The following is a 21,491-nucleotide window of genomic DNA, read 5'->3' on the forward strand; positions in this document are numbered from 1 at the left end:
AAAGATCACGGGGGCTAACCCCACTCTTTCCCCTGGCGCCAACCCCAGAAGATCACCTGGCCGACCGGTCTCGGACACCTTCCGCTGCCAGGATCGGAGACGTGCCTGAGGTGCCGATCGCCGACCGTTTCGCCCGGCTGTGCGAGACGGTCGTCCGCGTCCTGCCGTTCGGATTGTCCCGGATCGTCGCGCCGAGTTTCCTCGGTTTCGCGGTGATCAACGGCTTCACGTTCGGCGTCGATCTGGCGCTGCTGACGCTTTTCCACGGCGGACTCACGTGGCCGGTGTGGCTCTCGATCAGCGTCGCGTACGTGGTCGCGTTCGGGCTGAGTTTCGTGTTGAACCGCGCGCTGAACTTCCGCTCGCACGCGCCGGTGGGCCGTCAGGCGGTGCTGTACGTGGTGGCGATCGCGGTGAATTACGCGGCGTTCCTGCTCGGGCTGGGCGCCGGATTGACCGCGCTGGGCGTCGAATACCACCTGTCACGGCTGATCGCCGGGGCGTGCGAGGGCGTGTTCATGTACTCGGTGATGCGCTGGGTGGTTTTCGCGAAGCGCGAAGAGCCGGTCAGTGTGTGAGTTCTAGGTCCAGCGTGCCGGTGAGCCGGACTTCGCGCAGCGTTCCGCGGCCGGTGTCGAGGGTGCGGACGGTGCCGTCGGGGGACCAGCCGGCGCGGCGGTAGAACCCGAGCGTCGCGTGGTCGGACTGCGCGACCCAGGTGATGCCGCGGTTCAGGCCGTTCGCGCGCAGCTCGGCGGCGGCGGTCGCGAGCAACCGTCCGGCGTGCCCGCGACGGCCCCAGCGCGGTTCGACCACCAGGGACGCGATCAATCCGGGCGCGTCCTCCGGCGGCGACCCGTCGGCCGCGGCGGCTTCGTCCTGCGGGGCCGGGCCGGCGACGCAGTAGCCGACCGTGAAAGAGCCCTCGGTGGCCAGGTAGACGCGGGAATCGGGATACTCGATCGTCTCCGCCCAGGTGCCTTCGAGATCGGCCTTCTCGAACTCGTCGATGGCTTCGGCGCCCAGGAGGTCGGCGTAGGCCGCCCGCCAGGTCAGCCGCTGGATGCGGGCGATCTCCGCGGCGTCGGACGGATTCGCGGGACGGACTTCGGCGGCACTCACGCGGGCAATGTACCGAAACTGTCGGGGGTGGCTGGCACCATGGCGGAATCATGCAGACGATCAGCCTTTCCGCCGCCCGCCGCACCGCTCTGGCCGCGCAGGGGTTCGCCGACCCCCGGCCTTCCTCCGCCCCGACCCGGCGGCACCTCGCCAAGGTGCTGTCGCGGGTCCAGCTGCTGCAGCTGGACTCGGTCAACGTCGCCGTGCGCGCGCACTACATGCCGCTGTTCTCGCGCCTGGGCGGATACGACCCGGCGCTGGTGGACGACGCCGCGTGGAGCCACCGCGCGAAACGGCCGCGGCTGCTGGTCGAATCGTGGGCGCACGAGGCGAGCCTGCTGCCGATCGAAGACTGGCCGCTGCTGAAGTCCGGCGCGAAACGGGACGGCTGGTGGCGGAACTACACGCGGGTGGTCGACACGGTGCCCGGCCTGCTCGACGACGTGCTGGCGATCGTCAAGGAACAGGGCCCGATCGGCGCCGGGGCAATTGAGAAGGCGCTGGAAACCGAGGCGGTCCGGCGCGGGCCGGGGGCGTGGTGGGAGCGCTCGGTGGTGAAGAAGGCGTGCGAGTACCTGTTCGGCGTCGGCCAGCTGAGCACCGGCACGCGGCGATCGTTCGAGCGGCTGTACGACCTGACGGAGCGAGTGGTGCCGCCGGAAATCTTGTCCCGCAAGGTTTCCGCGGAGGAAGGCGCTCGCGGCCTGATCGACCGTTCGGCGCGGGCTCTGGGCGTGGCAACGGAAACCGACCTGCGCGACTACTACCGCCTTGGCCCGGCCGTCTCGCGGCAAGCCGTTCAAGAGCTGGTCGAGGAAGGCGTCCTGGAGCCGGTTCAGGTGGACGATTGGCGCGCGGTCGCCTACCGGCATGTCGAAGCGCGCACGCCGCGGGCAGTGTCCGGGCGGGCTTTGCTATGCCCGTTCGATCCGCTGATTTGGGAGCGCGCGCGGACGGAGCGGTTGTTCGGGTTCCGGTACCGCATCGAGATTTACGTGCCGGAACCGAAACGGGTGCATGGGTATTACGTGTTTCCGTTCCTGCTGGACGGTGCGCTGTCGGGACGAGTGGACCTGAAATCCGACCGGGCGGCCGGGGTGCTGCGGGTGCAGGGCGCGTTCGCCGAACCCGGAGTCGACCAGTCGCGGGTGGCGGCGGAGCTGGCCGGGGAGCTGCGGACGATGGCGGAATGGCAGGGGCTGGACGGCGTCGTGGTGGGGGAGCGGGGTGATCTGGCCCGGGCGTTGCGGCGCGCGGTGAAGTGAGGGGGAGACGGGTGAGCTGAGAACGTCGCGGGGAGGATCGCTGGCGGCTTGGCTGGGGAAGGCTTGCGGACAGTGGCTGGGGAATGCGTTCAGGCTGGGCGGGAAGGCTCGCGGACGCTGGACCGCGCGCAGGTTCGAGTTGGCTAGGGACGGCTCGCAGGCAGCGACCGGGAGCGCGTTCGGCGGGACGACTCGGAGACAATTCCGGGACCATCGCGCTCAGCTCGGCCCGACTGGACGGCGATCGGCAGGCCTTTGCACCCGCGGGAACTGTGCTCGCAGGGGAATCCCAGCTAGCTCAGCTCGAACTGGCCACCGAATCCCGCGTACGGCTCCGCAGCGGCGGGAAAGTCTTGGCGTGCCAGGAAATACCCGCACTGACGAAACCCATCCACGCGCTTCCAGCCGGAAGCCTTGGCGGACAAGGCATTCCCCGGACAGCACGAAGCGGCGGGCCACCCGGAACGTCTCCGGTGCGGCCCGCCGCCTCCCCCTTGCATCCGTCCGCTCGGCGCACCCGGGGTGTGGTGCGACGGGTGTGTCGGCCTGAGCGGACGGGATGTTCCCGCCGTCAGCCGGCCGCGCGGGTCACCACCGCGTTGCCGGTTCCGGTGCGGGCGCGGACTTTCAGCGCGACCGCGCCCTCCGGCGGCGTGTCCGAGACGTCCAGCTCGCTCGAAACCCGGCCGGCCGCCGATGCCAGTTCGACTTCCGCCCGGACCCCGCCCCGGATCCCGACTCGTACCTCTCCCGAGCCGGTGATCAGCTCGAGCGATCCGGAAGCCGCGTCGGCCACCGAGAGGTCGCCGCTGCCGGTGCGGGCCATCACGTCGCCCTCGACCGCGCCCAGCCAGACGTTTCCGGTGCCGGTGCCGAGCGTCGCCGGTCCGGCGATCGACGCCGCTTCGACCGACCCGCTTCCGCTCCGCAGTTGCAGACCAGCCAGAGTCGGGCCGAGCTTCACGGCACCCGTGCCGGTCCGGATGGTGGCCGCGCCGTCCGCGCGTTCCAGCGACACTTCGCCGGACCCGGTGAGGATGTCCGCACGGCCCGCGGCGCCGCTCACCTTGACGTCCGCCGATCCCGCACGCACCTCGAGATGCGACCCGGCCGGCGCGTGGACCGTCACCGACACCGGAACGTTCCGCAGCTGCCACGCCTTCGCGGCCCGCACGACGACCCGGTTGCCGGTCTTCTCGATCCGCGCCTGTCGCACCGCGTCGGCGACCGAGAACTCCGGCATGCCGCCGAACTGGTCCCCGAACTTCTCTCCGACCCACGACAGCAGGCTGCTGACGCCATTCACCCACGACGGCTGCTCGCCCGCGTCGTGCTGAAGCCGCACGGTCACCCCGGACTCCCGCCCGAGCACGACCTCGACCCGCCCGATCGTGACGCCCAGGTCCAGCTCCACCGGACCGTCCGCCTCGAAGTCCTGCAGCCGCACGTACGGCCCCGGTTCCGCGGAGTCCGAGCCGGTCCCGGCCGCTGAACTGTCCGAAGTGGACTCCGCGCTGGCCGACGAGGCTCCGGTCTCGCTCGAAGCGGTCCCGGCGTCGGACTCGTTGTCCGCCTTCTCCGACGCGGCCGATGCCCTCGAAACGGTGTCTTCGCCTGCGGAGGTTTCGCCCGCCGCGGCGTCGGCAGCGCCGCTGGACACGGGTTCCGCGTCCGCCGTCCCGAAGCCAGGTTCCCCAACCCGGCCCTCGGTGTTCTTCCCCTGGTCTTCCCGGTTCTCGCCCATGGTGGTGCCCCCTTCTAGCCTTCGACCCAGCCGTGCAGCTTGGTCTCGGTGCGGCCCCCGCCGCTGCCGCTGTCCTGCCAGCTCTGGTGCCGTTGCTGGTGCTGCTGCGCCTGGCCGAGCGCCCCCTGCACGGCCTGCGCCACGAACGTGTTCAGCGAAACGCCCTGCGCGGCCGCCGCCTGTTCGGCCTGGCCCTTGATCTGCTCGACCAGCCGCAGGGTGATCCGCGAGATGTCGCCGCCGTCGATCGGCGGGGCGGGAGGCGGCGGGGGAGGCGCGGAAGAAGAACGCTCCTCGCCGCCGGTCACGACCACGCGCACGTCCCGGCCGTCCAGGCGGACGTCCACGACCTGGCCGGGCAACGCGGCGGTCACCTCGGCCGCGAGGTCGGACAGCGCGTTCATCAAAGTGAGCCGGACAGCCGGCTCCAGAGCAGACGACAGCAGTGCGGCCGCCCGCCGGGTCTGCTCGTCCCCGGCGGAGGCCGTGTTCGCGAGGTCTTCGCGAAGGTTCGCGATATACGGCGTCAAGTCCATGACACCACTATGGCGTCACCGATGACGTCACGTCAAGGCGCAGTGATGTCACCGGTGCCGCCGGGTTAGGCTGGCGGAGCCGACATGAGGGGAGCGAGACCGGTGCCGCCCAAGGTGCAGCTGATCGCGAAAACCGAGTTCTTCCCGCCCGAGGACGTGCCCTGGTCCACCGACGCCGACGGAGGCGAAGCGCTCGCCGAGTTCGCCGGACGCGCCTGCTACCAATCCTGGGAGAAGCCGAACCCGGCGACCGCGACCAACGCCGGCTACCTCGAGCACGTCATCGACGTCGGCCACCTGGCCGTGCTGGAGCACGGGTCGGTCACCTTCTACCTGTCCGGGATCTCCCGTTCGCTCACCCACGAGCTGATCCGGCACCGGCATTTCTCCTACTCCCAGCTTTCGCGGCGCTATGTTCCCGAGAGCGAGGCCGAGTTCGTCGAACCGGACGTCATCGCGCAAGACCCGGTGCTGCACGAGAAATTCGTCAAGGCCACGCAAGCCAGCGCCGCCGCGTACGACGAGTTGCTCGCCGGGCTAGAGGAGAAGTTCGCGGACACGCCGAGCGCCACCCTGCGCCGCAAGCAGGCGCGCCAGGCGGCCCGCGCCGTGTTGCCGAACGCCACCGAAACCCGCATCGTCGTCACCGGGAATTACCGCGCGTGGCGGCATTTCATCGCGATGCGCGCGACCGAACACGCGGACGTCGAGATCCGTTCGCTGGCCATCGAATGCCTGCGGCAGCTGCACAAGGCGGCGGCCAACGTGTTCGCCGACTTCACGATTTCGACCCTGCCCGACGGCACCGAGATCGCCTCGAGCCCGAAAGTGCTGGAAGGCTGACAACGCACTGATGAAACACCTGACGATCGACCTCCGTCCCGGCTCCTACTCGGTCGTGCGGCTGCCCGCCGACGCCTCCGTGCCCGCCGAACTGCTGGAACCCGGCGAACCCGCGCTCGTGTCGGTGACCCGCACGCCTGACGAGCTGTCGGTGATCTGCCCGACCGGCCGCGAACCCGAGGGCGGCACGGTCGAGGACGGCTGGCGGCTGTTCACCGTGCGCGGGCCGCTGGAATTCACGCTCACCGGCATCATTTCCGCGCTCGCGTCGGAGCTGGCGGCGGCGGGCGTCGCGCTGTTCTCGCTGTCCACTTTCGACACCGACCACATCCTGGTGCGCTCGGATGACCTCGACCGCGCGGTAGCCGCCTTCCGCGAAGCCGGCCACGAGGTGCTCCTTCCCGCCTGACAAAGGTCCGTGAAGGGCTCCTTGAGGGAATCAGATTCCCTCAAGGAGCCCTTCACGGACCACTGGCGCGACGTGGCGCAGCACACCCTTGCCCGGCAAAGTTCGGCATGCCTAAACTTTGAGTTGGGGCGACCGATATCAGGGAGTGGGCGCACATGGCGGTGGCGGAAGCGGCACGTCCGCGCGGCGTGGCCCGGCTGCGGGCCGGCTGGGCGCTGCTCGGGCCCGCGTTCGTCGCCGCGATCGCGTACGTCGACCCGGGCAACGTGGCGGCCAACGTCAGCGCCGGCGCGCGCTACGGCTACCTGCTGGTGTGGGTGATCGTCGCGGCGAACCTGATGGCCGTCCTCGTGCAGTACCTGTCGGCGAAGCTCGGCCTCGTCACCGGCCAGTCGCTGCCGGAAGCGCTGCGCGACCGGCTGTCCAGCCGCGCGCGGCTCGCGTACTGGGCGCAGGCCGAGATCGTCGCGATCGCCACCGATCTGGCCGAGGTCGTCGGCGGCGCGATCGCGCTCAATCTCCTTTTCGGGCTTCCGCTTGTCGCGGGCGGGCTGATCACCGGGCTGGTGTCGCTGGTGCTGCTCGCGGTGCAGGACCGCGGCGGCCAGCGGCCGTTCGAACGCGTCGTGACCGGCCTGCTGGTGGTGATCGCGGTCGGGTTCCTGGCGAGCCTGTTCATCGAACCGCCGTCCGCCGCCGGGATCGCACACGGCCTGGTGCCGAGGTTCAGCGGCGGCGACAGCGTCCTGATCGCGGCAGCGATGCTCGGCGCGACGGTCATGCCGCACGCGGTGTATCTCCACTCCGGACTGGTCCGCGACCGGCACGGCAAACCGGAACCCGCGCGTCGCCGCCGCCTGCTGCGCGCCACTCGCTACGACGTCGGGTTCGCGATGCTGCTTGCCGGCGCGGTGAACCTCGGCATGCTGCTCGTCGCGGCGACGAATCTCCAAGGCCAGCAAGGCGTCGACACCATCGAAGGCGCGCACGGGGCAGTCGCCGCCGCGCTCGGGCCGGGCGTCGCGCTGCTGTTCGCGATCGGGCTTCTCGCGTCTGGACTAGCCTCGACGTCGGTGGGCGCGTACGCGGGCGCGATGATCATGCAAGGCTTGCTGCGCAAGAGGATTCCGATCGTCGCGCGCCGGCTCGCCACGCTCACTCCGGCGATCGTCGTGCTGGCGCTGGGCACCGATCCGAGCGCGGCGCTGGTGGTGTCGCAGGTGGTGCTGTCCTTCGGCATCCCGTTCGCGCTCGTGCCGCTGATCCGGCTCACCGCCGACCGCGGGCTGATGGGCGCGGACGTCAACCGCCGGAGCACCACGGTGCTCGCCTGGGTCGTCGCCGCGGTGATCATCCTGCTCAACGTCGTGCTGATCGTGCTCACCTTCGGCGGCTGAGACAGTCCTAACCGGACGGAACCGGCAGGGCTGCCGGACGGTCCGACTAGCATCTGCGCGAAGCCGACCGAGGAGCCCGACCCCGTGACCGACGAACAGACCCGCCCGCACGACCCGAACCGCACGGCTCCCGCCGGCCGCGTGGTGGCCGGCCGCTACCTGCTGCTCGGCGAACTGGGCCGCGGCGGCATGGGCATCGTGTGGCGCGCGCAGGACCAGGTGATCGGTCGGCAGGTCGCGATCAAGGAACTGCGGCTCCCGGAAGCTGAGGGTGCCGCGGTGTTCTCCGAGCGGATCCTGCGCGAGGTGCGGGCAGGCGGGCGGCTGAACGACCCGGCCGTCGTCACGGTTTACGACGTGGTCACCGACCAGGGCACCACCTGGATCGTGATGGAGCTGGTCGAGGCGCCCACGCTCGCCGACCTGGTGCGCGCGCACGGCCCGATGCCCGAGCAGCAGGCCGCGATGATCGGGGAGCGGGTGCTGTCCGCGCTGCAGGCCGCGCACGCCGCCGGGATCGTGCACCGCGACGTCAAACCGGCCAACATCATGGTCGCGCCGGACGGCCGGGTGAAGCTCACCGACTTCGGCATCGCACACGCCATCGACGACCCGCGGCTCACCACGAGCGGGATGATCGTCGGCTCGCCCGCGTTCATGGCCCCGGAACGGGTCGAGGGCCGCGAGGCGATGCCGGAATCGGACCTGTGGTCGCTCGGCGCGACGCTGTACTTCGCGGTGGAGGGCATCGTCGCGTTCGAACGGCCCACCACGGCCGCCACGCTGCACGCGATCATGACCGAAGTGCCGTACCTGACCCGCGTGCAGGGCCCGCTCGGCGCGGTCATCCTCGGCCTGCTGGTGGCGAATCCGGAAGCCCGGCTCACCGCGACGCAGGCCCGAGCGCAGCTCGCCCACGCCACCGGCCCGACGCAACGTCCGGCGACCGCGGTAATGCCGCAGCAGGAGACTCGGGTGGGCGGGCAGCCGACCCGGATGGCCGCGAAGCCGGAAGGCAAGAGCCGCCGCGGCCTGTGGGCGGGCGCGATCGCGCTGCTGGTGGTCGCGGCGCTGGCCGGCGGGTTCTTCCTCGGCAAGCCGGTGTGGTCGCCGAAGAAGGACGCGCAGCAGGCCGAGACCGTCAGCTACGGCCCGGACGGCTACCTCAAGACCCAGATCTCCTCCTACCAGATCTGCTACAACGCGGTGGTCCAGCCGGGCGTGGTGATCAGCTCGGACAACAACGTCGACTGCAAGAAGAACCACACGCTCGAGGTCTACGACGTCGCCGACCCGCTGCCGCTGGAGAGCTGGAGCGACAGCGACGCGATCGTCGCCCCGTATCCCGGGCTGGAGGACATCAGCCGGGCCGCCGAGGCGCGCTGCGCGGCCGCGTTCCACTCCGCGGTGGTGCCGCAGCAGCAGCGCGCGGGCCTGTCGTACCGGGCGATCGTGCCGACCCAGCAGGCGTGGCAGGTGCAGCCGGACAACGACAGCAGCAGCGGCCCGAACCGCAAGATCTACTGTGTCCTGTCGCGCACCAGCAACGACCAGATCCCGGCGCAGATCACCGCCAAGGTCAAGTAGCCGCGCGAGAAGTTCCGCCGCGAGCGGCGCGGCGGCGGAAATTCTCCGAAGTTCCCGGTGGCACACCAGGTCGAGGCCGGGTTCGGCGGCCTGAGGAGGTACCGTCGTGGCCATGTCCACCTCACCTGCCGCCGCGCCCGGACGTCCGTTCGGCCGCGTGCTCACCGCGATGGCGACCCCCTTCGACCGGGCCGGGGCGCTGGACGTGAAGCGGGCCCAGGAACTGGCCGAGTACCTTGTGGACCTCGGCAACGACGGCCTCGTCGTCAACGGCACCACCGGCGAGAGCCCGACCACGACCGACCAGGAGAAGGCCGCGCTGATCCGCGCCGTCGTCGAGGCGGTCGGCGACCGCGCGACTGTCGTGGCGGGCGCGGGCACCAACAACACCGCGCACAGCATCGAGCAGGCCCAGGCCGCCGCCGAAGCGGGCGCGCACGGCCTGCTCGTGGTCACGCCGTACTACTCGCGGCCGAGCCAGGCCGGGCTGTTCGCGCACTTCACCACGGTCGCGGACGCCACCGAGCTGCCGGTCATGCTCTACGACATCCCGCCGCGCTCGATCGTGCCGATCGAGGTCGACACGCTGCAGCGGCTGGCCGAGAACCCGCGGATCGTCGCGGTGAAGGACGCGAAGGGCGACCTGATCGCCGGCTCCGAGGTCATCGCGAACACCCACCTCGCCTACTACTCCGGCGACGACGGCCTGAACCTGCCGTGGCTGTCGGTCGGCGCGGTCGGCGTGGTCAGCGTGATCGGGCACGTCGTGGCGGGCCGGATCCGCGCGATGATCGAGGCCTACGAGGCGGGCGACACGTCCACCGCGCGCACGAACCACCGCGCGATGCTGCCGGTGCTGCGGGCGATGTCGCGCGTCGGCGGCGTCGCGTTCAGCAAGGCTTCGCTGCGCCTGCGCGGGTTCGACATCGGCGACCCGCGGCTGCCGATCGTGGCCCCGTTCGACGACCAGCTCGAGCAGATCGCGGCCGATCTCGCCCAGGGCGGCGTGCCGCTGGAAGACAGCGCGGCCTCGGACTGGCATGGTGCACGGGTGGCACAAGCAGATTCGCAGGCGGCCTACACCGCCCCCACCTCGCACACCAGCGTTGGGACAATGCCCCGGTGACCTCACTTCCCGCCGGACCCGGCCCGACGCACCTCCCGCCCGCACTTCCCGAGGGAGCCCTGCGCGTCGTCGCGCTCGGCGGCATCGGCGAGGTCGGGCGCAACATGACCGTCTTCGAATACGACGGCAGGCTCCTGATCGTCGACTGCGGCGTCCTCTTCCCCGAGGACGACCAGCCGGGCGTCGACCTGATCCTGCCGGACTTCCGCGCGATCGAGGACCGGCTCGACGACATCGACGGCCTCGTGCTCACCCACGGGCACGAGGACCACATCGGCGCCGTCCCGTTCCTGCTCCGGCTGCGCCCGGACGTGCCGATCTACGGTTCGCGCTTCACCAACGCGCTGCTCGCGGCCAAGGCCAAGGAGCACCGCCAGCGGCCGAAGCTGATCGAGGTGCGCGAGGGGGAGCGGCGCAAGGTCGGCGCGTTCGACCTCGAGTTCTTCGCGGTGAACCACTCGATCCCGGACGCGCTCGCGGTCGCCATCCGCACGCCGGCCGGCGTCGTGCTGCACACCGGCGACATCAAGCTCGACCAGCTGCCGCTCGACGGGCGGCTCACCGACCTCGCGGGCTTCTCGCGGCTGGGCGACGAGGGCGTCGACCTGTTCTGCGTCGACTCCACCAACGCCGAGGTGCCCGGGTTCGTCATGCCCGAGCGCGACATCGGCCCGGTGGTCGACGACGTGATCCGCAAGGTCGACCAGCGCGTCATCGTCGCCTGCTTCGCCAGCCACGTGCACCGCGTGCAGCAGGTGCTGGACGCCGCTGTCCGGCACGGCCGCCGCGTGGCGTTCGTGGGCCGGTCGATGGTCCGGAACATGGGCATCGCGGCCGAGCTGGGCCTGCTGAACGTGCCGGACGGCCTGCTCGTGGACCTGGACCAGGCCAGCAACCTGCCGGAGAGCAAGGTGCTGTTCGTGTCGACGGGTTCGCAAGGCGAGCCGCTGTCCGCGCTGTCGCGGATGGCGCGCGGCGAGCACCGGCAGATCTCGATCCGCGCGGGCGACACCGTCGTGCTGGCCAGCTCGATGATCCCGGGCAACGAGACCGCGGTGTTCGGCGTCGTCAACGGGCTGACCCGGCTCGGCGCGAACGTCGTGCACCAGGGCAACGCGAAGGTGCACGTGTCCGGCCACGCGTCCGCGGGCGAGCTGCTCTACCTGTACAACGCAGTCCGGCCGAGCAACGTGATGCCGGTGCACGGCGAGTGGAAACACTTGCGCGCCAACGGAGAGCTCGCGATCCGCACCGGCGTCGCGCCGGACAACGTGGTGATCGCCGAGGACGGCGTGGTCGTGGACCTCGTCGACGGCAAGGCCTCGCGCACTGGCCGCGTCGAGGTCGGGCACGTGTACGTGGACGGGCTGTCCGTCGGCGACGTCGGCGAGTCGACGCTGTCCGACCGGCTCGTGCTCGGCGAGGGCGGCTTCATCGCGATCACCATGGCGGTCGATTCCAACACCGGCCGCGCGATGAGCAGCCCGACGATCTCCGGCCGCGGCTTCTCCGACGACCCGAAGGCCCTCGACGCCGTCGTGCCGCTCGTGGAGATGGAGCTGGCGCGGACGGAAGCCGAGGGCATCACCGACACCCACCGCATCGCGCAGGCGGTGCGCCGGGTCGTCGGCCGGTGGGTCGCCGACACCTACCGCAGGCGGCCGATGATCGTGCCGACGGTCATCCCGGTCTGAGTCAGCTCTGATTCAGCGGCGCGCGCCCGCCAGCAGCAACGCCATCATGACGATCGCTGCCTGGCGGGCGAGCGCGTTGCGCGCTCTGCGTTGTTCGGCTCTGCTCGGTCGGTTGTCCATGAGATCCCCCAGGTGTCTCGTGCGGCTCGCTCCAGTGTGGCGCGCTCGCGGATAGGACACATCCCGCCCGAGGTTGGTTCCCGTCTCCACCCGCAGGGGGAGTCAGGCCACCGCGGCGGTCTGTCGTTGGACCAGGTACGCGCCGCCGAGCAGCAGCGCGGCGCCGACCGCTTGCGGCCAGGCGAGCGCTTCGCCGAGCAGCGCCCAAGCGAACGCCGCCGCCGCGACGGGTTCGAGCAGCCCGACGACGCTCGCCACCGAGGCGGGCAGGTGCCGCAGCGCGGAGATCCCCGCGACGTAAGGGATCGCCGTCGACAGCACCACGAGGCAGATCAGCAGCAGCCAGAGCGGGGGAGCCCACGGTCCGAACGGGACGGTCTGGCTCGCCATGCCCAGCGGCAGCGTCCACGGCGGCGCGGTGACGCTCACGAGCACGCCGCCGACCACCATGCCCCAGGTGACCAGCCCGAGCGGTTCGCGGTCGGCGACCGCGCGTTCGCCGAGCAGGAAGTACCCGGCCGAACACAGCGCCGCGCCGGTCCCGGCCAGCAGCCCGATCGCGTCGAGCCGCATTCCTTGCCAGACCTGCGCGACCAGCGCCAGCCCGAGCAGCGCCACCGCCATCCCGAACCACAACATGCGCGGCAGCCGCTTCCGCCGCACCACGCGTACCCACAACGCGATCAGCACCGGCGACAGGAACTCCAGCAGGATCGCGATGCCGACCGGAATCCGTTCCGCGGCGATGAAATACAGCAGCTGCGTGCCGGCCACGCCGAGCGCGCCGTACCCCAGCAGCATCGGCCATTCCCCGCGCCGGACCCGCAGCGTGTGCGGGGCGAAGAGCGCGGTGCCGATCAGCAGCAGGACACCCGCCGTCCCGATCCGCAGCACCGCCACCTGTTCCGGTGTCATGCCCGCTTCCATCACCGGTTTGGCGAGCGTTCCGGACGTGCTGAAGAAGACCGCGGCGAGCAGCACGAGCGAGAGGCCGCGGCCCCGGTGGATCACCCGGGGTTGTTCCAGGACAGGGAGTTCGGTGGTCACGCGCGGGACACTACGGAGCGGAACGAGCCGGCGAAACTGAGTTATTCCCCGGTTTTCAGGCCCGTCGCGACGTGTGTCGTGATCGTCGCCAGCCGTCGCCCCTGAATCCGCAGCGCCTGCAGTGCGGTGTCGTCCGGCGCCGCGGATTTGCGCGAGACGAACGAGCCGCCGTACGGGTTGCCGGACTCCATCAGGTGCGGATCGGCGTAGCCGAGGGGGACGACGATCGCGCCCCAGTGGTAGAAGATGTTGTTGATCGCCAACACGGTTGCTTCGAGGCCGCCGTGCGCGGTGGACGCCGAGGTGAACGACGTCGCCACCTTGTCGGCCAGTTTCCCTTGCGCCCACAGGCCGCCCGTGGTGTCCACAAAGGACTTCAGCTGCGCGGCGGGCCCGCCGAACCGGGTCGGGCTGCCGAGCGCGAGCCCGTCCGCCCATTCGAGATCGGCCAGCGAGGCGAGTTCGTGGTGCGGCCCGTCGTCAACCCAGGCCTGCCACCGCCGATTGCTTGCGATGGCTTCCGGCGGCGCGGTCTCGGCTACGGTGCGAACGCGTACCTCCGCCCCGGCTTCGCCCGCCCCTTCGGCAAGCGCGCTGGCGAGGGCGGCGGTGTTGCCGGTAGCGCTGTAGTAGACGACCAGAATGCGGGTGCTCACACCTCGCGACCCTAGCCGGGCAGGTTGGTGTGTCCCACGATCCGGACTCAGCGCTGCGGCTTCCAGGGACTGACCGTATCGGTCGGCCGGGTCGGGTCGTAGAAGCGCGGACGGATGGGTTCGTGGCGGCGCAAGGGGACCAGGCCGTCGGTGATGGCCTGCATGATCTTGGCGTGCGCGCGAACGCCCGCGCCCGGCCGCTCCGGCTCGACGTCGGACAGGTCCACCGGAGTCCCGAAATGCACTTTGAACCGAGGCCGCCGCAACGGCGCGCTCAACCCGGATTTCGCCAGCGGCAGCAGATCCGCGGGCCCGTTGACGGTCTCCGTGCCCCAGTACACGGCCTCGTGCGCGCCCCACTGGCTGATCGGAATCACCGGCACGCCCGCCGCGAGCGCGAGCCGGGCCGCCCCCGTCTTGCCGCGCTCCGGCCACAACCCGGGATCGTGGCTGATCCGCCCCTCCGGATACACGACGATCGGCTCGCGCGTAGTCCGCAACGCCTCCGCCGCCTCCGCGAACTGCCCGATCGCCGTCGCCGCCTTCGCCCGGTCCACGCGCAAGTGCCCGCTGACTTTGAGCGCCGGACCGATGACCGGAGCGTCGAGAATCCCGCCGGCGAGCATGAACCGGGGATTGATGCCGATCCGCTTGCAAGCCGCCATGAGCACGAAGGCGTCGAACACGCCGATGTGATTGGCCGTCATGAGCAGCGGCTTGCCCCGGAGTTCCCTCGGCACCGACCCGGTCACCGTGAGCCGCCCGACGAGGTTCACCAGCCCCCGGTCGATGTTGAGCATCGTCCGCCAGATCGCGGGGGCACGGCGCGGAGCCTCGTCCTGTTGCAGCGCGAACATGAGCAGAGCATTTCACGGGTGAATCCACCTGGGACAACGCGGTTCTCGCTGAGGCGGGGCCGGCGGGTGTTCTTGAAGCTGTCGTGGCTGCTCAGGGCGCCTCTGGCCGATGGAGGTGCTTGGCCGCTGGAGCGTGCTCGCAGCGGTTGTCAGTAGTTCCACTCCCAGCCGAGGCTGCCGTTCAGGAATCCGTTGCCGGCCGTTGAGAACGTCGTTGTCGAAGGCGTAGATGTCGGACGGGTCGCCGTCGGCAGCGGGCATCTGGACAGTGAAGTCGAGCACCAGCGTGTGCATGCCGGGCTTGCGCGTTCTGGCCCACGGACTTCTTCAAGTAGGAGTCCGCCGCCAACGCACTGGTGGTCGGTGCCGCCGCGACGCTCGCTGGCGCGGAAGAGCCGGTCGGCGGGGACGCTGGACCAGAAGTCGCTGGAGCGGCGGATCCTGGAGCGGCCGCGTTGTAGCCGCTGTTACGGCATGAATGTCCGAAAGAGGCGCAGACGACGAACTCGGCGGCGATTAGGTGATTGTCCCAGGTCAGGAAGCCTCAACCGGACGCGACTCGGTGGATTCCGCGTACCCGGTGTCCAACCAGCGACTGCAGCCCCCGATAGTCGCCCCGTCGTCCTCGACATCCCGGGTCTGCAGCAGCATCCCGGTCTCCGGATCGAACACCAGCTGCCTCGTACGAGCGAACGCCGAATCCGGGACGCTCACGACAACCCCCGGCAGGTCCGCGTCCTCCACAAGCAGCCCCGGCCGCTCGGCCAGCCACAGCAGCAACGACCGCTGCAACTGCGGCGGCACCACCTGCACCAGCCAAACCGTGCTGAAAGCCTTGACCGCTCCAGCAGGACTCATCCGGCGACTCATCGCAGCAGTCACCGACGAGAGATCCGTCGCGACCAGAAAGTCCCCCATCAGCCCGCCGGGCGGGAAATAGCCGCTGGGCCGCACGACCGCGCTGCCCTGCGTAATCAGCAACCGTCCGGAACCGTCCGCGGCGATCCAGTCCTCGCGGTCGAAGAACTCAGTGCTGGCCGACAGAATCTGCCCAGCGGTAGTCCGGTCGGTGTGCTGATGCCACCCGGACGTCCGGCGGTAGTGGTACCGCCCCGTACCCCGAGGTGCAGCGGCGAAAGCGGTCCGGTCGGCAAGCGCGCGCACGACCTCGGCAGGGTTCGGCATCAAGGGACCTCGGCTTCCGGGGAATGGCGAGGGGCAACGACGATGCTTCCACAAGATCCACTGTGATCTGGAGACGATTGTTTCGGGTGCGCTGCGAGTGGCACATGTGACTATCGGTCCTCGCCCGTTACCGTGGAGGCATGGCTGGGTCGGCGACGAGGAAGCGGAGCACGGCGGGAAGCGGCGGGAAGGCACCGGCGCGTAGTTCGCGTACTCCGGCGAAGTCTCGGACGGCTGCCTCGAGCAGGTCGTCCAAAGGCTCGGCCAGGGGCAGGAGCAGCTCCCGGCCGCGGACGTCCAGTGCCCGGCGGCCAGCCCCCCGGCGCAAGAACGGCGCGTTCGGGCGGGGTGTGCGCAGCACCTGGAACCTCGCCGCCAAGGGAATCGGCTCGCTCGCCCGGACCGTGGGGCGCACGCGGGAACTCGAAGCGGAACACCGTCGTGACGGGCTTGCTCTCGGGCTGATCGCGCTGGCCATCGTCGCCGCGGTCGGGGTCTGGTGGCGGGCTGCCGGGCCGATCGGGGCGGGTGTCGAGATCGCCACCCGGACAGTGCTCGGCGCGGGGGCGGTGACGCTGCCGCTGGTGCTGCTCGTGGTCGCCGTCGCGTTGATGCGGTCCGAGCCGCAGCCGGAAACGCGGCCGCGGATGGTCATCGGCACCGTGCTGGTCGTGTTGTCCGTGCTCGGGATGCTGCACATCTTCACCGCGCTCCCGGACACCAACGACGGCCGGATGTACGCGGGCGGCATCCTCGGCGCGTTCTCCGGCGGGCTGCTCACCAAGGGCGTCACCACCTGGGTCGCGGTGCCGTTGCTGATCCTCGCGCTGCTGTTCGGCGTGCTCGTGTTCACCGGCACGCCGGTCCGCGACATCCCGCACCGGCTGCGCACCTGGGGCCTCGACGAGCAGGAGCTGGCCGAGTACGAAGGCGGCGGCCAGCACGAAGACGAGCACGACAACGAAGAACCCGAGGCCGACCCGAAGTCCGTCCGGCTGCGGAGGCCGTCGCGGCGGCGGCAGGCCAGCGCCGACAAGGACGGCGAGCAGCTCGACATCGACGCCGCGCTCGCCGAGCCCGCCACGCCGATCCGGCCGCCCAAGCCGGTCGCGCCGCCCGCCGAAGTGCCGGAGAAGAAGCCGAAGAAGGCCCCGGAACCCGCCCTGTCGGTCACCCGGACGGTCGAAGGCGACTACGCGCTCCCGCCGCCGGACCTGCTGAAGCTCGGCGACGCGCCGAAGTCCCGCAGCAAGGCCAACGATCAGATGATCGAGGCGATCACCGGCGTCCTCGACCAGTTCAACGTCGACGCGCAGGTCACCGGCTTCACCCGGGGCCCGACGGTCACCCGGTACGAGGTCGAGCTCGGCCCGGGTGTGAAGGTCGAGAAGATTACCGCGCTGACCAAGAACATCGCCTACGCGGTGGCCACCGACAACGTCCGGCTGCTCGCGCCGATCCCGGGCAAGTCCGCGGTCGGCATCGAGGTGCCCAACTCCGACCGCGAGATGGTGCGCCTCGGCGACGTGCTGCGCGCGCCGACCACGGTCAAGGACAACCACCCGATGCTGATCGGGCTCGGCAAGGACATCGAGGGCGAGTTCGTCACCGCGAACCTCACGAAGATGCCGCACCTGCTGGTGGCCGGTTCCACCGGTTCCGGCAAGTCGAGCTTCGTGAACTCGATGCTGGTGTCGCTGCTGGCCCGCGCGACGCCCGCCGAATGCCGGATGATCCTGATCGACCCGAAGATGGTCGAGCTGACCCCGTACGAGGGCATCCCGCACCTGATCACGCCCATCATCACGCAGCCGAAGAAGGCCGCCGCAGCGCTGGCCTGGCTCGTCGAGGAGATGGAGCAGCGCTACCAGGACATGCAGGCCAACCGGGTCCGCCACATCGACGACTTCAACTCCAAGGTGCGCTCCGGCGATATCACCGCGCCGCCGGGCAGCGAACGCGAGTACCAGCCGTACCCGTACATCATGGCGATCGTCGACGAGCTGGCCGACCTGATGATGACCGCCCCGCGCGACGTCGAGGACGCCATCGTCCGGATCACCCAGAAGGCCCGTGCCGCGGGCATCCACCTGGTGCTCGCGACGCAGCGGCCCTCGGTCGACGTCGTCACCGGCCTGATCAAGACGAACGTGCCCTCGCGGCTCGCATTCGCCACGTCGTCGCTCACCGACTCGCGGGTCATCCTCGACCAGCCGGGCGCGGAGAAGCTGATCGGCATGGGCGACGCGCTCTACCTGCCGATGGGCGCCGGGAAACCGGTCCGCATCCAGGGCGCGTTCGTCGGCGACGAAGAAATCGCCGCGGTCGTCAACTTCGCCAAGGAACAGGCGCAGCCGGACTACAACGAGGGCGTCACCAGCGCCAAGGCGGGCGAGAAGAAGGAAATCGACCCGGACATCGGCGACGATCTCGACGTCCTGCTGCAGGCCGCCGAACTCATCGTCACGTCGCAGTTCGGGTCCACCTCGATGCTGCAGCGCAAGCTCCGCGTCGGGTTCGCCAAGGCCGGACGGCTGATGGACCTGCTGGAAAGCCGCGGCATCGTCGGCCCGTCGGAGGGTTCGAAGGCCCGCGACGTGCTGATCAAGCCCGACGAGCTGGAGTCGGTGCTGTTCATGATCCGCGGCGGCTCCGACGCGGGCGGGTCGCCCGCCGGCGGCGAGGACGAAGACTTCTGAGCCGCGCGTGCAACCTGGCAGTGCCCCGGTCTCGTCCCCTGGGCATGGACCTCAAGAAGCTCGCACTGGGTATCGGGACGGCCGCCGCGCTGGCCGGATGCGCGGGCGGCACGGTCGCCGTCGCGCAGACGCCGTCGCGACCGCCTGCCGCTGAACTGGGCGGGAACGTGGCGCTCACGCCCGGCCAGGAGGTGCAGGTCTCCGGCCGCGACTTGACGGTGCGCTACCGCCAGCTGGTCTCGGATTCGCGCTGCAAGCCGGGCAGGCAGTGCTTCGTGGCGGGGGAGGCGGTCGTGGCGCTGGTCCTGACCGAGCCGGGGCGCGGCGAGCACACGTCCGTCCAGTTGCACACCGGCCGCCAGGGCCCGGACGCGACGTCTTTCGCGGGCACGACGGTGAAGCTCGAGGCGGTGGACGGGGCGGGGAACCGGATTCTCGTCCGGTTCTCGTGAGCGCTCAGAACTCCAGCAGCATGCGCGAGTTCCCCAGGGTGTTCGGCTTGACGTAGGGCAGGTCGAGGAATTCCGCGACGCCGGGGTCGAGCGAGCGCCGCATCTCCGCGTACACCTCGTGCGACACCGGGGCGCCGTCGATCTCGACGAACCCGTGCCCGGAGAAGAACGACGTCTCGAACGTCAGCACGAACAGCCGCTTCAGCCCCAGCTCGCGGGCCTCTTCGACGAGCCTGCCGACCAGCGCGCGCCCGATCCCGCGGCCGCGCGCCGCTTTGTCGACGACCACGGTGCGCAGTTCGCCGATGTCCTCCCACAGCACGTGCAGCGCGGCGGCGCCCAGCACGTCCTCGGCGCCGTTCTCGTCGTCGATCGCGACCCAGAACTCCTGCACCGCCTCGTAAAGCGTGACCAGATCCTTCTCGAGGAGCACGCGGCCCGCGTCGGAGTCGACGAGGGCCTTGATCTTGCGGACGTCGGCGATCCGCGCGCGGCGGACGGACGGAGGGCGGGAATCGGGCACCCGGTCAAGATAACTACCGCGAGGACCGGGTGCGCCGAGCGGCTCCATCGGGGGACCCCGGATGCGTGACGGCGCGCGCCGTCACGTATAGCTAGTGAGCGCACATGACCAGTAGTCGGCGGCTTTCGGCCTGCTACCGGCCCTCGGGAGGAACCTGCATGTCCGGCAGTACCGTGGTGGCCCCGGAACGTCCAGGCAACCCTCCCGCCGGGCCGAGCGCGCAAGCCCGGTTCCGGCCTGAGCTGCAGGGCGTGCGGGCGCTGGCCTCGGTGCTGGTCGTGGTCTACCACGTGTGGTTCGACCGGATCTCCGGCGGCGTCGACGTGTTCTTCCTCGTCTCCGGGTTCCTCATCACCGGCCAGCTCTACCGGGCGCTGCTGCGCGGCCGGATCGAGCTGCGCGCCACCTGGGGCCGGATGATCAAGCGGCTCTTCCCGGCCGCGATGACCGTGCTGCTGACCGTCGTGGTCGTGTCGCAGCTGCTGCTGCCGCAGGACCGCTGGTTCCAGACCATCCGCGAGGTCGTCGCGTCGGCGCTGTTCTACGAGAACTGGCAGCTCGCGGCCGATTCGGTGGATTACTTCGCCCAGCACAACAGCGCGAGCCTGGTGCAGCACTTCTGGTCGCTGTCCATCCAGGGCCAGTTCTACCTGGTGTGGCCGCTGCTGTTCGTCGGGCTCGGCCTGCTCGTGCGCCGGCTCGGCTGGTCGCTGCGCGGCACGGTGAACCTGCTGCTGATCGTCCTGTTCGCCGCCTCGCTCGCGTACTCGGTCTACCTCACCAAGGCCGACCAGCCGCTGGCCTACTTCCACGGCCTCACCCGGGTGTGGGAATTCGCGCTGGGCGGCCTGATGGCGATGTTCCTCGACCAGGTCACGCTGCCGCGGCTGCTGCGCATCGTGCTCGGCTGGGTCGGCGTCGCGGGGCTGGTGCTGTGCGGGGTCCTGCTCGAGGTCGACAGCGTGTTCCCCGGCTGGATCGCGCTGTGGCCGACCGTCTCGGCGGGCCTGGTGCTGGTGGCCGGGCAGACCGGCAGCGTGCTCGGCGCGGACCGCTGGCTCAGCTCGAAATTCCTCGGCTACGTCGGCAATCTCAGCTTCTCGCTGTACCTGTGGCACTGGCCGGTGCTGGTCTTCTACCTGATCATCCGCGACCGGCCGGCGGTCGGCCTGCTCGGCGGCACCTTCGTCGTCGGCGTGTCGTTCCTGCTCTCGATCCTGACCTACCACCTGATCGAGAACCCGATCCGGCTGTCGAAGATCGGCACCGCGAAACACTGGGGCGCCTACCGGTTCGGCGTGCTCGCGCTGGCCCCGGTGCTCGTCGCGAGCGGCGTCTGGCAGGGCGTGAGCAGCGCGCGGGCCAACTACGAGATCGCCATCGGCGACCCGGACCACCCGGGCGCGGTCGCGCACGCGCAGGGCTTCGTCTACCGCGGCGCGCCGTCGCCGTCGATCGTGCCGCCGACGGTGAAGCTCGCCGACGACTGGGCTCGCATTTCGCCGGACCAGTGCGCGAAGTCGCCGCGCAACAAGGACCTGGAGATCTGCACGGAGGGCCCGGAAGGGCCGCCGACCAAGCGGATCGTGCTCGTCGGCGACTCGCACATCCAGCAGTACCTCGCCGCCTTCCGGCCCGCGGTCGTCTCCGACGGCTGGCAGGTCACGACCATGCTGAAGGGCGCGTGCCCGTACTCGTCGGGCTCCGAGCTGATGCCGGGGGACAAGGGCTGCATCGACTGGAACAAGGCCGCCACCGACGAACTGCTCGACACCCGCCCGGACGCGGTCGTCATGCTCGGCACGGTCAACTCCAAACCGGGGCCGAACGAGTCGACGCCGAAGGGCTTCGTCGACGTCTGGTCCGCGTTGAACGACGCGAACATCCCGGTCGTGGCCGTGCGCGACAACCCGCGTTACGCGTTCAACATGGCCAGCTGCGTCGCGCAGAAGAGCCCGACCGACGCGTCGTGCTCGGTGCCGCGTCCCGCCGCGGTGGCTCCGGCACCGTCGTGGGAGCGGGTCGAGGACATCCCGGACAACGTGTCGTTCCTGGACTTCACCGACTACTACTGCGACCAGAAGCGCTGCCGCGCGGTCGTCGGGAACGTGCTGGTCTACATGGACGACAACCACCCGTCCGCGACCTTCAACACGACCCTCGCGCCGATCGCGGTCAAACAGCTCAAACAAGCCCTGCAGTGGTGATCGCGCGCGAGGGGCGAACGCG

At 70.3% G+C, this 21,491-nt stretch carries 20 protein-coding genes; 11 read left to right on the forward strand and 9 right to left on the reverse strand.

Annotated features, from left to right (window positions below; genetic code table 11):
• Positions 1-101: 101 nt before the first annotated feature.
• Positions 102-578, forward strand: coding sequence for a GtrA family protein (locus tag ABD156_RS36190; RefSeq protein ID WP_344284692.1), 477 nt, complete (start codon positions 102-104; stop codon positions 576-578).
• On the opposite strand, the gene ABD156_RS36195 is transcribed toward ABD156_RS36190, so the two are convergent.
• Positions 568-1,122: a GNAT family N-acetyltransferase gene (locus ABD156_RS36195; protein WP_344284695.1), complete on the reverse strand. Its 555-nt coding sequence runs from the start codon at positions 1,120-1,122 to the stop codon at positions 568-570. The genes ABD156_RS36190 and ABD156_RS36195 overlap by 11 nt on opposite strands.
• A gap of 50 nt (positions 1,123-1,172) precedes the next feature.
• On the opposite strand from ABD156_RS36195, the gene ABD156_RS36200 reads away from it, so the two are divergent.
• Positions 1,173-2,387, forward strand: coding sequence for a winged helix-turn-helix domain-containing protein (locus ABD156_RS36200; RefSeq protein ID WP_344284698.1), 1,215 nt, complete (start codon positions 1,173-1,175; stop codon positions 2,385-2,387).
• A gap of 571 nt (positions 2,388-2,958) precedes the next feature.
• Here ABD156_RS36200 and ABD156_RS36205 read toward each other — a convergent pair.
• Together ABD156_RS36205 and ABD156_RS36210 are read right to left on the reverse strand one after the other, a co-directional pair.
• On the reverse strand, positions 2,959-3,834 hold the full coding sequence (locus ABD156_RS36205) for a DUF4097 family beta strand repeat-containing protein (RefSeq protein WP_344285341.1): 876 nt from the start codon (positions 3,832-3,834) through the stop codon (positions 2,959-2,961).
• A 311-nt stretch (positions 3,835-4,145) separates the two neighbouring features.
• The gene (locus ABD156_RS36210; RefSeq protein ID WP_344284701.1) at positions 4,146-4,667 is read right to left on the reverse strand and encodes a toxin-antitoxin system HicB family antitoxin; all 522 of its coding nucleotides are present in this window, start codon (positions 4,665-4,667) and stop codon (positions 4,146-4,148) included.
• Positions 4,668-4,751: 84 nt separating this feature from the next.
• On the opposite strand from ABD156_RS36210, the gene thyX reads away from it, so the two are divergent.
• From thyX to ABD156_RS36240, 6 genes are all read left to right on the forward strand, one after another.
• Complete coding sequence (gene thyX, locus ABD156_RS36215) at positions 4,752-5,510, forward strand: FAD-dependent thymidylate synthase (RefSeq protein ID WP_344284704.1); 759 nt, start codon at positions 4,752-4,754, stop codon at positions 5,508-5,510.
• A gap of 10 nt (positions 5,511-5,520) precedes the next feature.
• Positions 5,521-5,919, forward strand: coding sequence for an ACT domain-containing protein (locus ABD156_RS36220; RefSeq protein WP_344284707.1), 399 nt, complete (start codon positions 5,521-5,523; stop codon positions 5,917-5,919).
• Between the two features lie 155 nt (positions 5,920-6,074).
• Positions 6,075-7,316 (forward strand): Nramp family divalent metal transporter, encoded by a 1,242-nt coding sequence (locus ABD156_RS36225; RefSeq protein WP_344284710.1) that lies wholly within the window; start codon positions 6,075-6,077, stop codon positions 7,314-7,316.
• 84 nt (positions 7,317-7,400) lie between these two features.
• Entirely contained in the window at positions 7,401-8,903 is a 1,503-nt protein-coding gene (locus ABD156_RS36230; protein ID WP_344284713.1) for a serine/threonine-protein kinase, read from the forward strand.
• Between the two features lie 112 nt (positions 8,904-9,015).
• Positions 9,016-10,029, forward strand: coding sequence for a 4-hydroxy-tetrahydrodipicolinate synthase (gene dapA, locus ABD156_RS36235; RefSeq protein WP_344284715.1), 1,014 nt, complete (start codon positions 9,016-9,018; stop codon positions 10,027-10,029).
• Positions 10,026-11,723, forward strand: coding sequence for a ribonuclease J (locus ABD156_RS36240; RefSeq protein ID WP_344284718.1), 1,698 nt, complete (start codon positions 10,026-10,028; stop codon positions 11,721-11,723). The genes dapA and ABD156_RS36240 overlap by 4 nt, the downstream gene beginning before the upstream one ends.
• Before the next feature lie 222 nt (positions 11,724-11,945).
• Here ABD156_RS36240 and ABD156_RS36245 read toward each other — a convergent pair whose 3' ends face one another.
• From ABD156_RS36245 to ABD156_RS36265, 5 genes are all read right to left on the reverse strand, one after another.
• Positions 11,946-12,890 (reverse strand): EamA family transporter, encoded by a 945-nt coding sequence (locus tag ABD156_RS36245; protein WP_344284721.1) that lies wholly within the window; start codon positions 12,888-12,890, stop codon positions 11,946-11,948.
• A gap of 41 nt (positions 12,891-12,931) precedes the next feature.
• The gene (gene wrbA, locus ABD156_RS36250) at positions 12,932-13,546 is read right to left on the reverse strand and encodes an NAD(P)H:quinone oxidoreductase (RefSeq protein ID WP_344284724.1); all 615 of its coding nucleotides are present in this window, start codon (positions 13,544-13,546) and stop codon (positions 12,932-12,934) included.
• Between the two features lie 47 nt (positions 13,547-13,593).
• Positions 13,594-14,403, reverse strand: a complete 810-nt coding sequence (locus ABD156_RS36255; protein ID WP_344284727.1) for a lysophospholipid acyltransferase family protein — start codon at positions 14,401-14,403, stop codon at positions 13,594-13,596.
• Between the two features lie 534 nt (positions 14,404-14,937).
• The gene (locus tag ABD156_RS36260) at positions 14,938-15,588 is read right to left on the reverse strand and encodes a hypothetical protein (RefSeq protein ID WP_344284730.1); all 651 of its coding nucleotides are present in this window, start codon (positions 15,586-15,588) and stop codon (positions 14,938-14,940) included.
• Positions 15,589-15,715: 127 nt separating this feature from the next.
• Positions 15,716-15,949 (reverse strand): hypothetical protein, encoded by a 234-nt coding sequence (locus ABD156_RS36265; RefSeq protein ID WP_344284733.1) that lies wholly within the window; start codon positions 15,947-15,949, stop codon positions 15,716-15,718.
• On the opposite strand from ABD156_RS36265, the gene ABD156_RS36270 reads away from it, so the two are divergent.
• A complete protein-coding gene (locus ABD156_RS36270) occupies positions 15,939-18,287 on the forward strand; it encodes a DNA translocase FtsK (RefSeq protein ID WP_344284736.1) in 2,349 nt (782 codons plus the stop codon). The two genes, ABD156_RS36265 and ABD156_RS36270, sit on opposite strands and share 11 nt — an antisense overlap.
• A gap of 44 nt (positions 18,288-18,331) precedes the next feature.
• Positions 18,332-18,739 (forward strand): hypothetical protein, encoded by a 408-nt coding sequence (locus ABD156_RS36275; RefSeq protein ID WP_344284738.1) that lies wholly within the window; start codon positions 18,332-18,334, stop codon positions 18,737-18,739.
• A 4-nt stretch (positions 18,740-18,743) separates the two neighbouring features.
• On the opposite strand, the gene ABD156_RS36280 is transcribed toward ABD156_RS36275, so the two are convergent.
• A complete protein-coding gene (locus tag ABD156_RS36280; protein WP_377927928.1) occupies positions 18,744-19,262 on the reverse strand; it encodes an amino-acid N-acetyltransferase in 519 nt (172 codons plus the stop codon).
• 158 nt (positions 19,263-19,420) lie between these two features.
• Here ABD156_RS36280 and ABD156_RS36285 point away from each other — a divergent pair, with 158 nt between their 5' ends.
• On the forward strand, positions 19,421-21,469 hold the full coding sequence (locus tag ABD156_RS36285; RefSeq protein WP_344284744.1) for an acyltransferase family protein: 2,049 nt from the start codon (positions 19,421-19,423) through the stop codon (positions 21,467-21,469).
• The last annotated feature ends 22 nt before the right edge of the window (positions 21,470-21,491 follow it).

Origin of the sequence: Amycolatopsis albidoflavus, from assembly GCF_039525725.1 — a bacterium.
In the GTDB taxonomy this organism is placed as follows: Bacteria; Actinomycetota; Actinomycetes; order Mycobacteriales; family Pseudonocardiaceae; genus Amycolatopsis; species Amycolatopsis albidoflava.

What these genes read in the sequence shown, in the direction of transcription:
- ABD156_RS36200 (WP_344284698.1), top strand. Translation starts at nt 1,173, where the DNA reads ATGCAGACGATCAGCCTTTCCGCCGCCCGCCGCACCGCTCTGGCCGCG.
- ABD156_RS36275 (WP_344284738.1), top strand. Translation starts at nt 18,332, where the DNA reads ATGGACCTCAAGAAGCTCGCACTGGGTATCGGGACGGCCGCCGCGCTG.
- ABD156_RS36285 (WP_344284744.1), top strand. Translation starts at nt 19,421, where the DNA reads ATGTCCGGCAGTACCGTGGTGGCCCCGGAACGTCCAGGCAACCCTCCC.
- dapA (WP_344284715.1), top strand. Translation starts at nt 9,016, where the DNA reads ATGTCCACCTCACCTGCCGCCGCGCCCGGACGTCCGTTCGGCCGCGTG.
- ABD156_RS36220 (WP_344284707.1), top strand. Translation starts at nt 5,521, where the DNA reads ATGAAACACCTGACGATCGACCTCCGTCCCGGCTCCTACTCGGTCGTG.
- ABD156_RS36210 (WP_344284701.1), bottom strand. Translation starts at nt 4,667, where the DNA reads ATGGACTTGACGCCGTATATCGCGAACCTTCGCGAAGACCTCGCGAAC.
- ABD156_RS36255 (WP_344284727.1), bottom strand. Translation starts at nt 14,403, where the DNA reads ATGTTCGCGCTGCAACAGGACGAGGCTCCGCGCCGTGCCCCCGCGATC.
- ABD156_RS36225 (WP_344284710.1), top strand. Translation starts at nt 6,075, where the DNA reads ATGGCGGTGGCGGAAGCGGCACGTCCGCGCGGCGTGGCCCGGCTGCGG.
- ABD156_RS36260 (WP_344284730.1), bottom strand. Translation starts at nt 15,588, where the DNA reads ATGCCGAACCCTGCCGAGGTCGTGCGCGCGCTTGCCGACCGGACCGCT.
- thyX (WP_344284704.1), top strand. Translation starts at nt 4,752, where the DNA reads ATGAGGGGAGCGAGACCGGTGCCGCCCAAGGTGCAGCTGATCGCGAAA.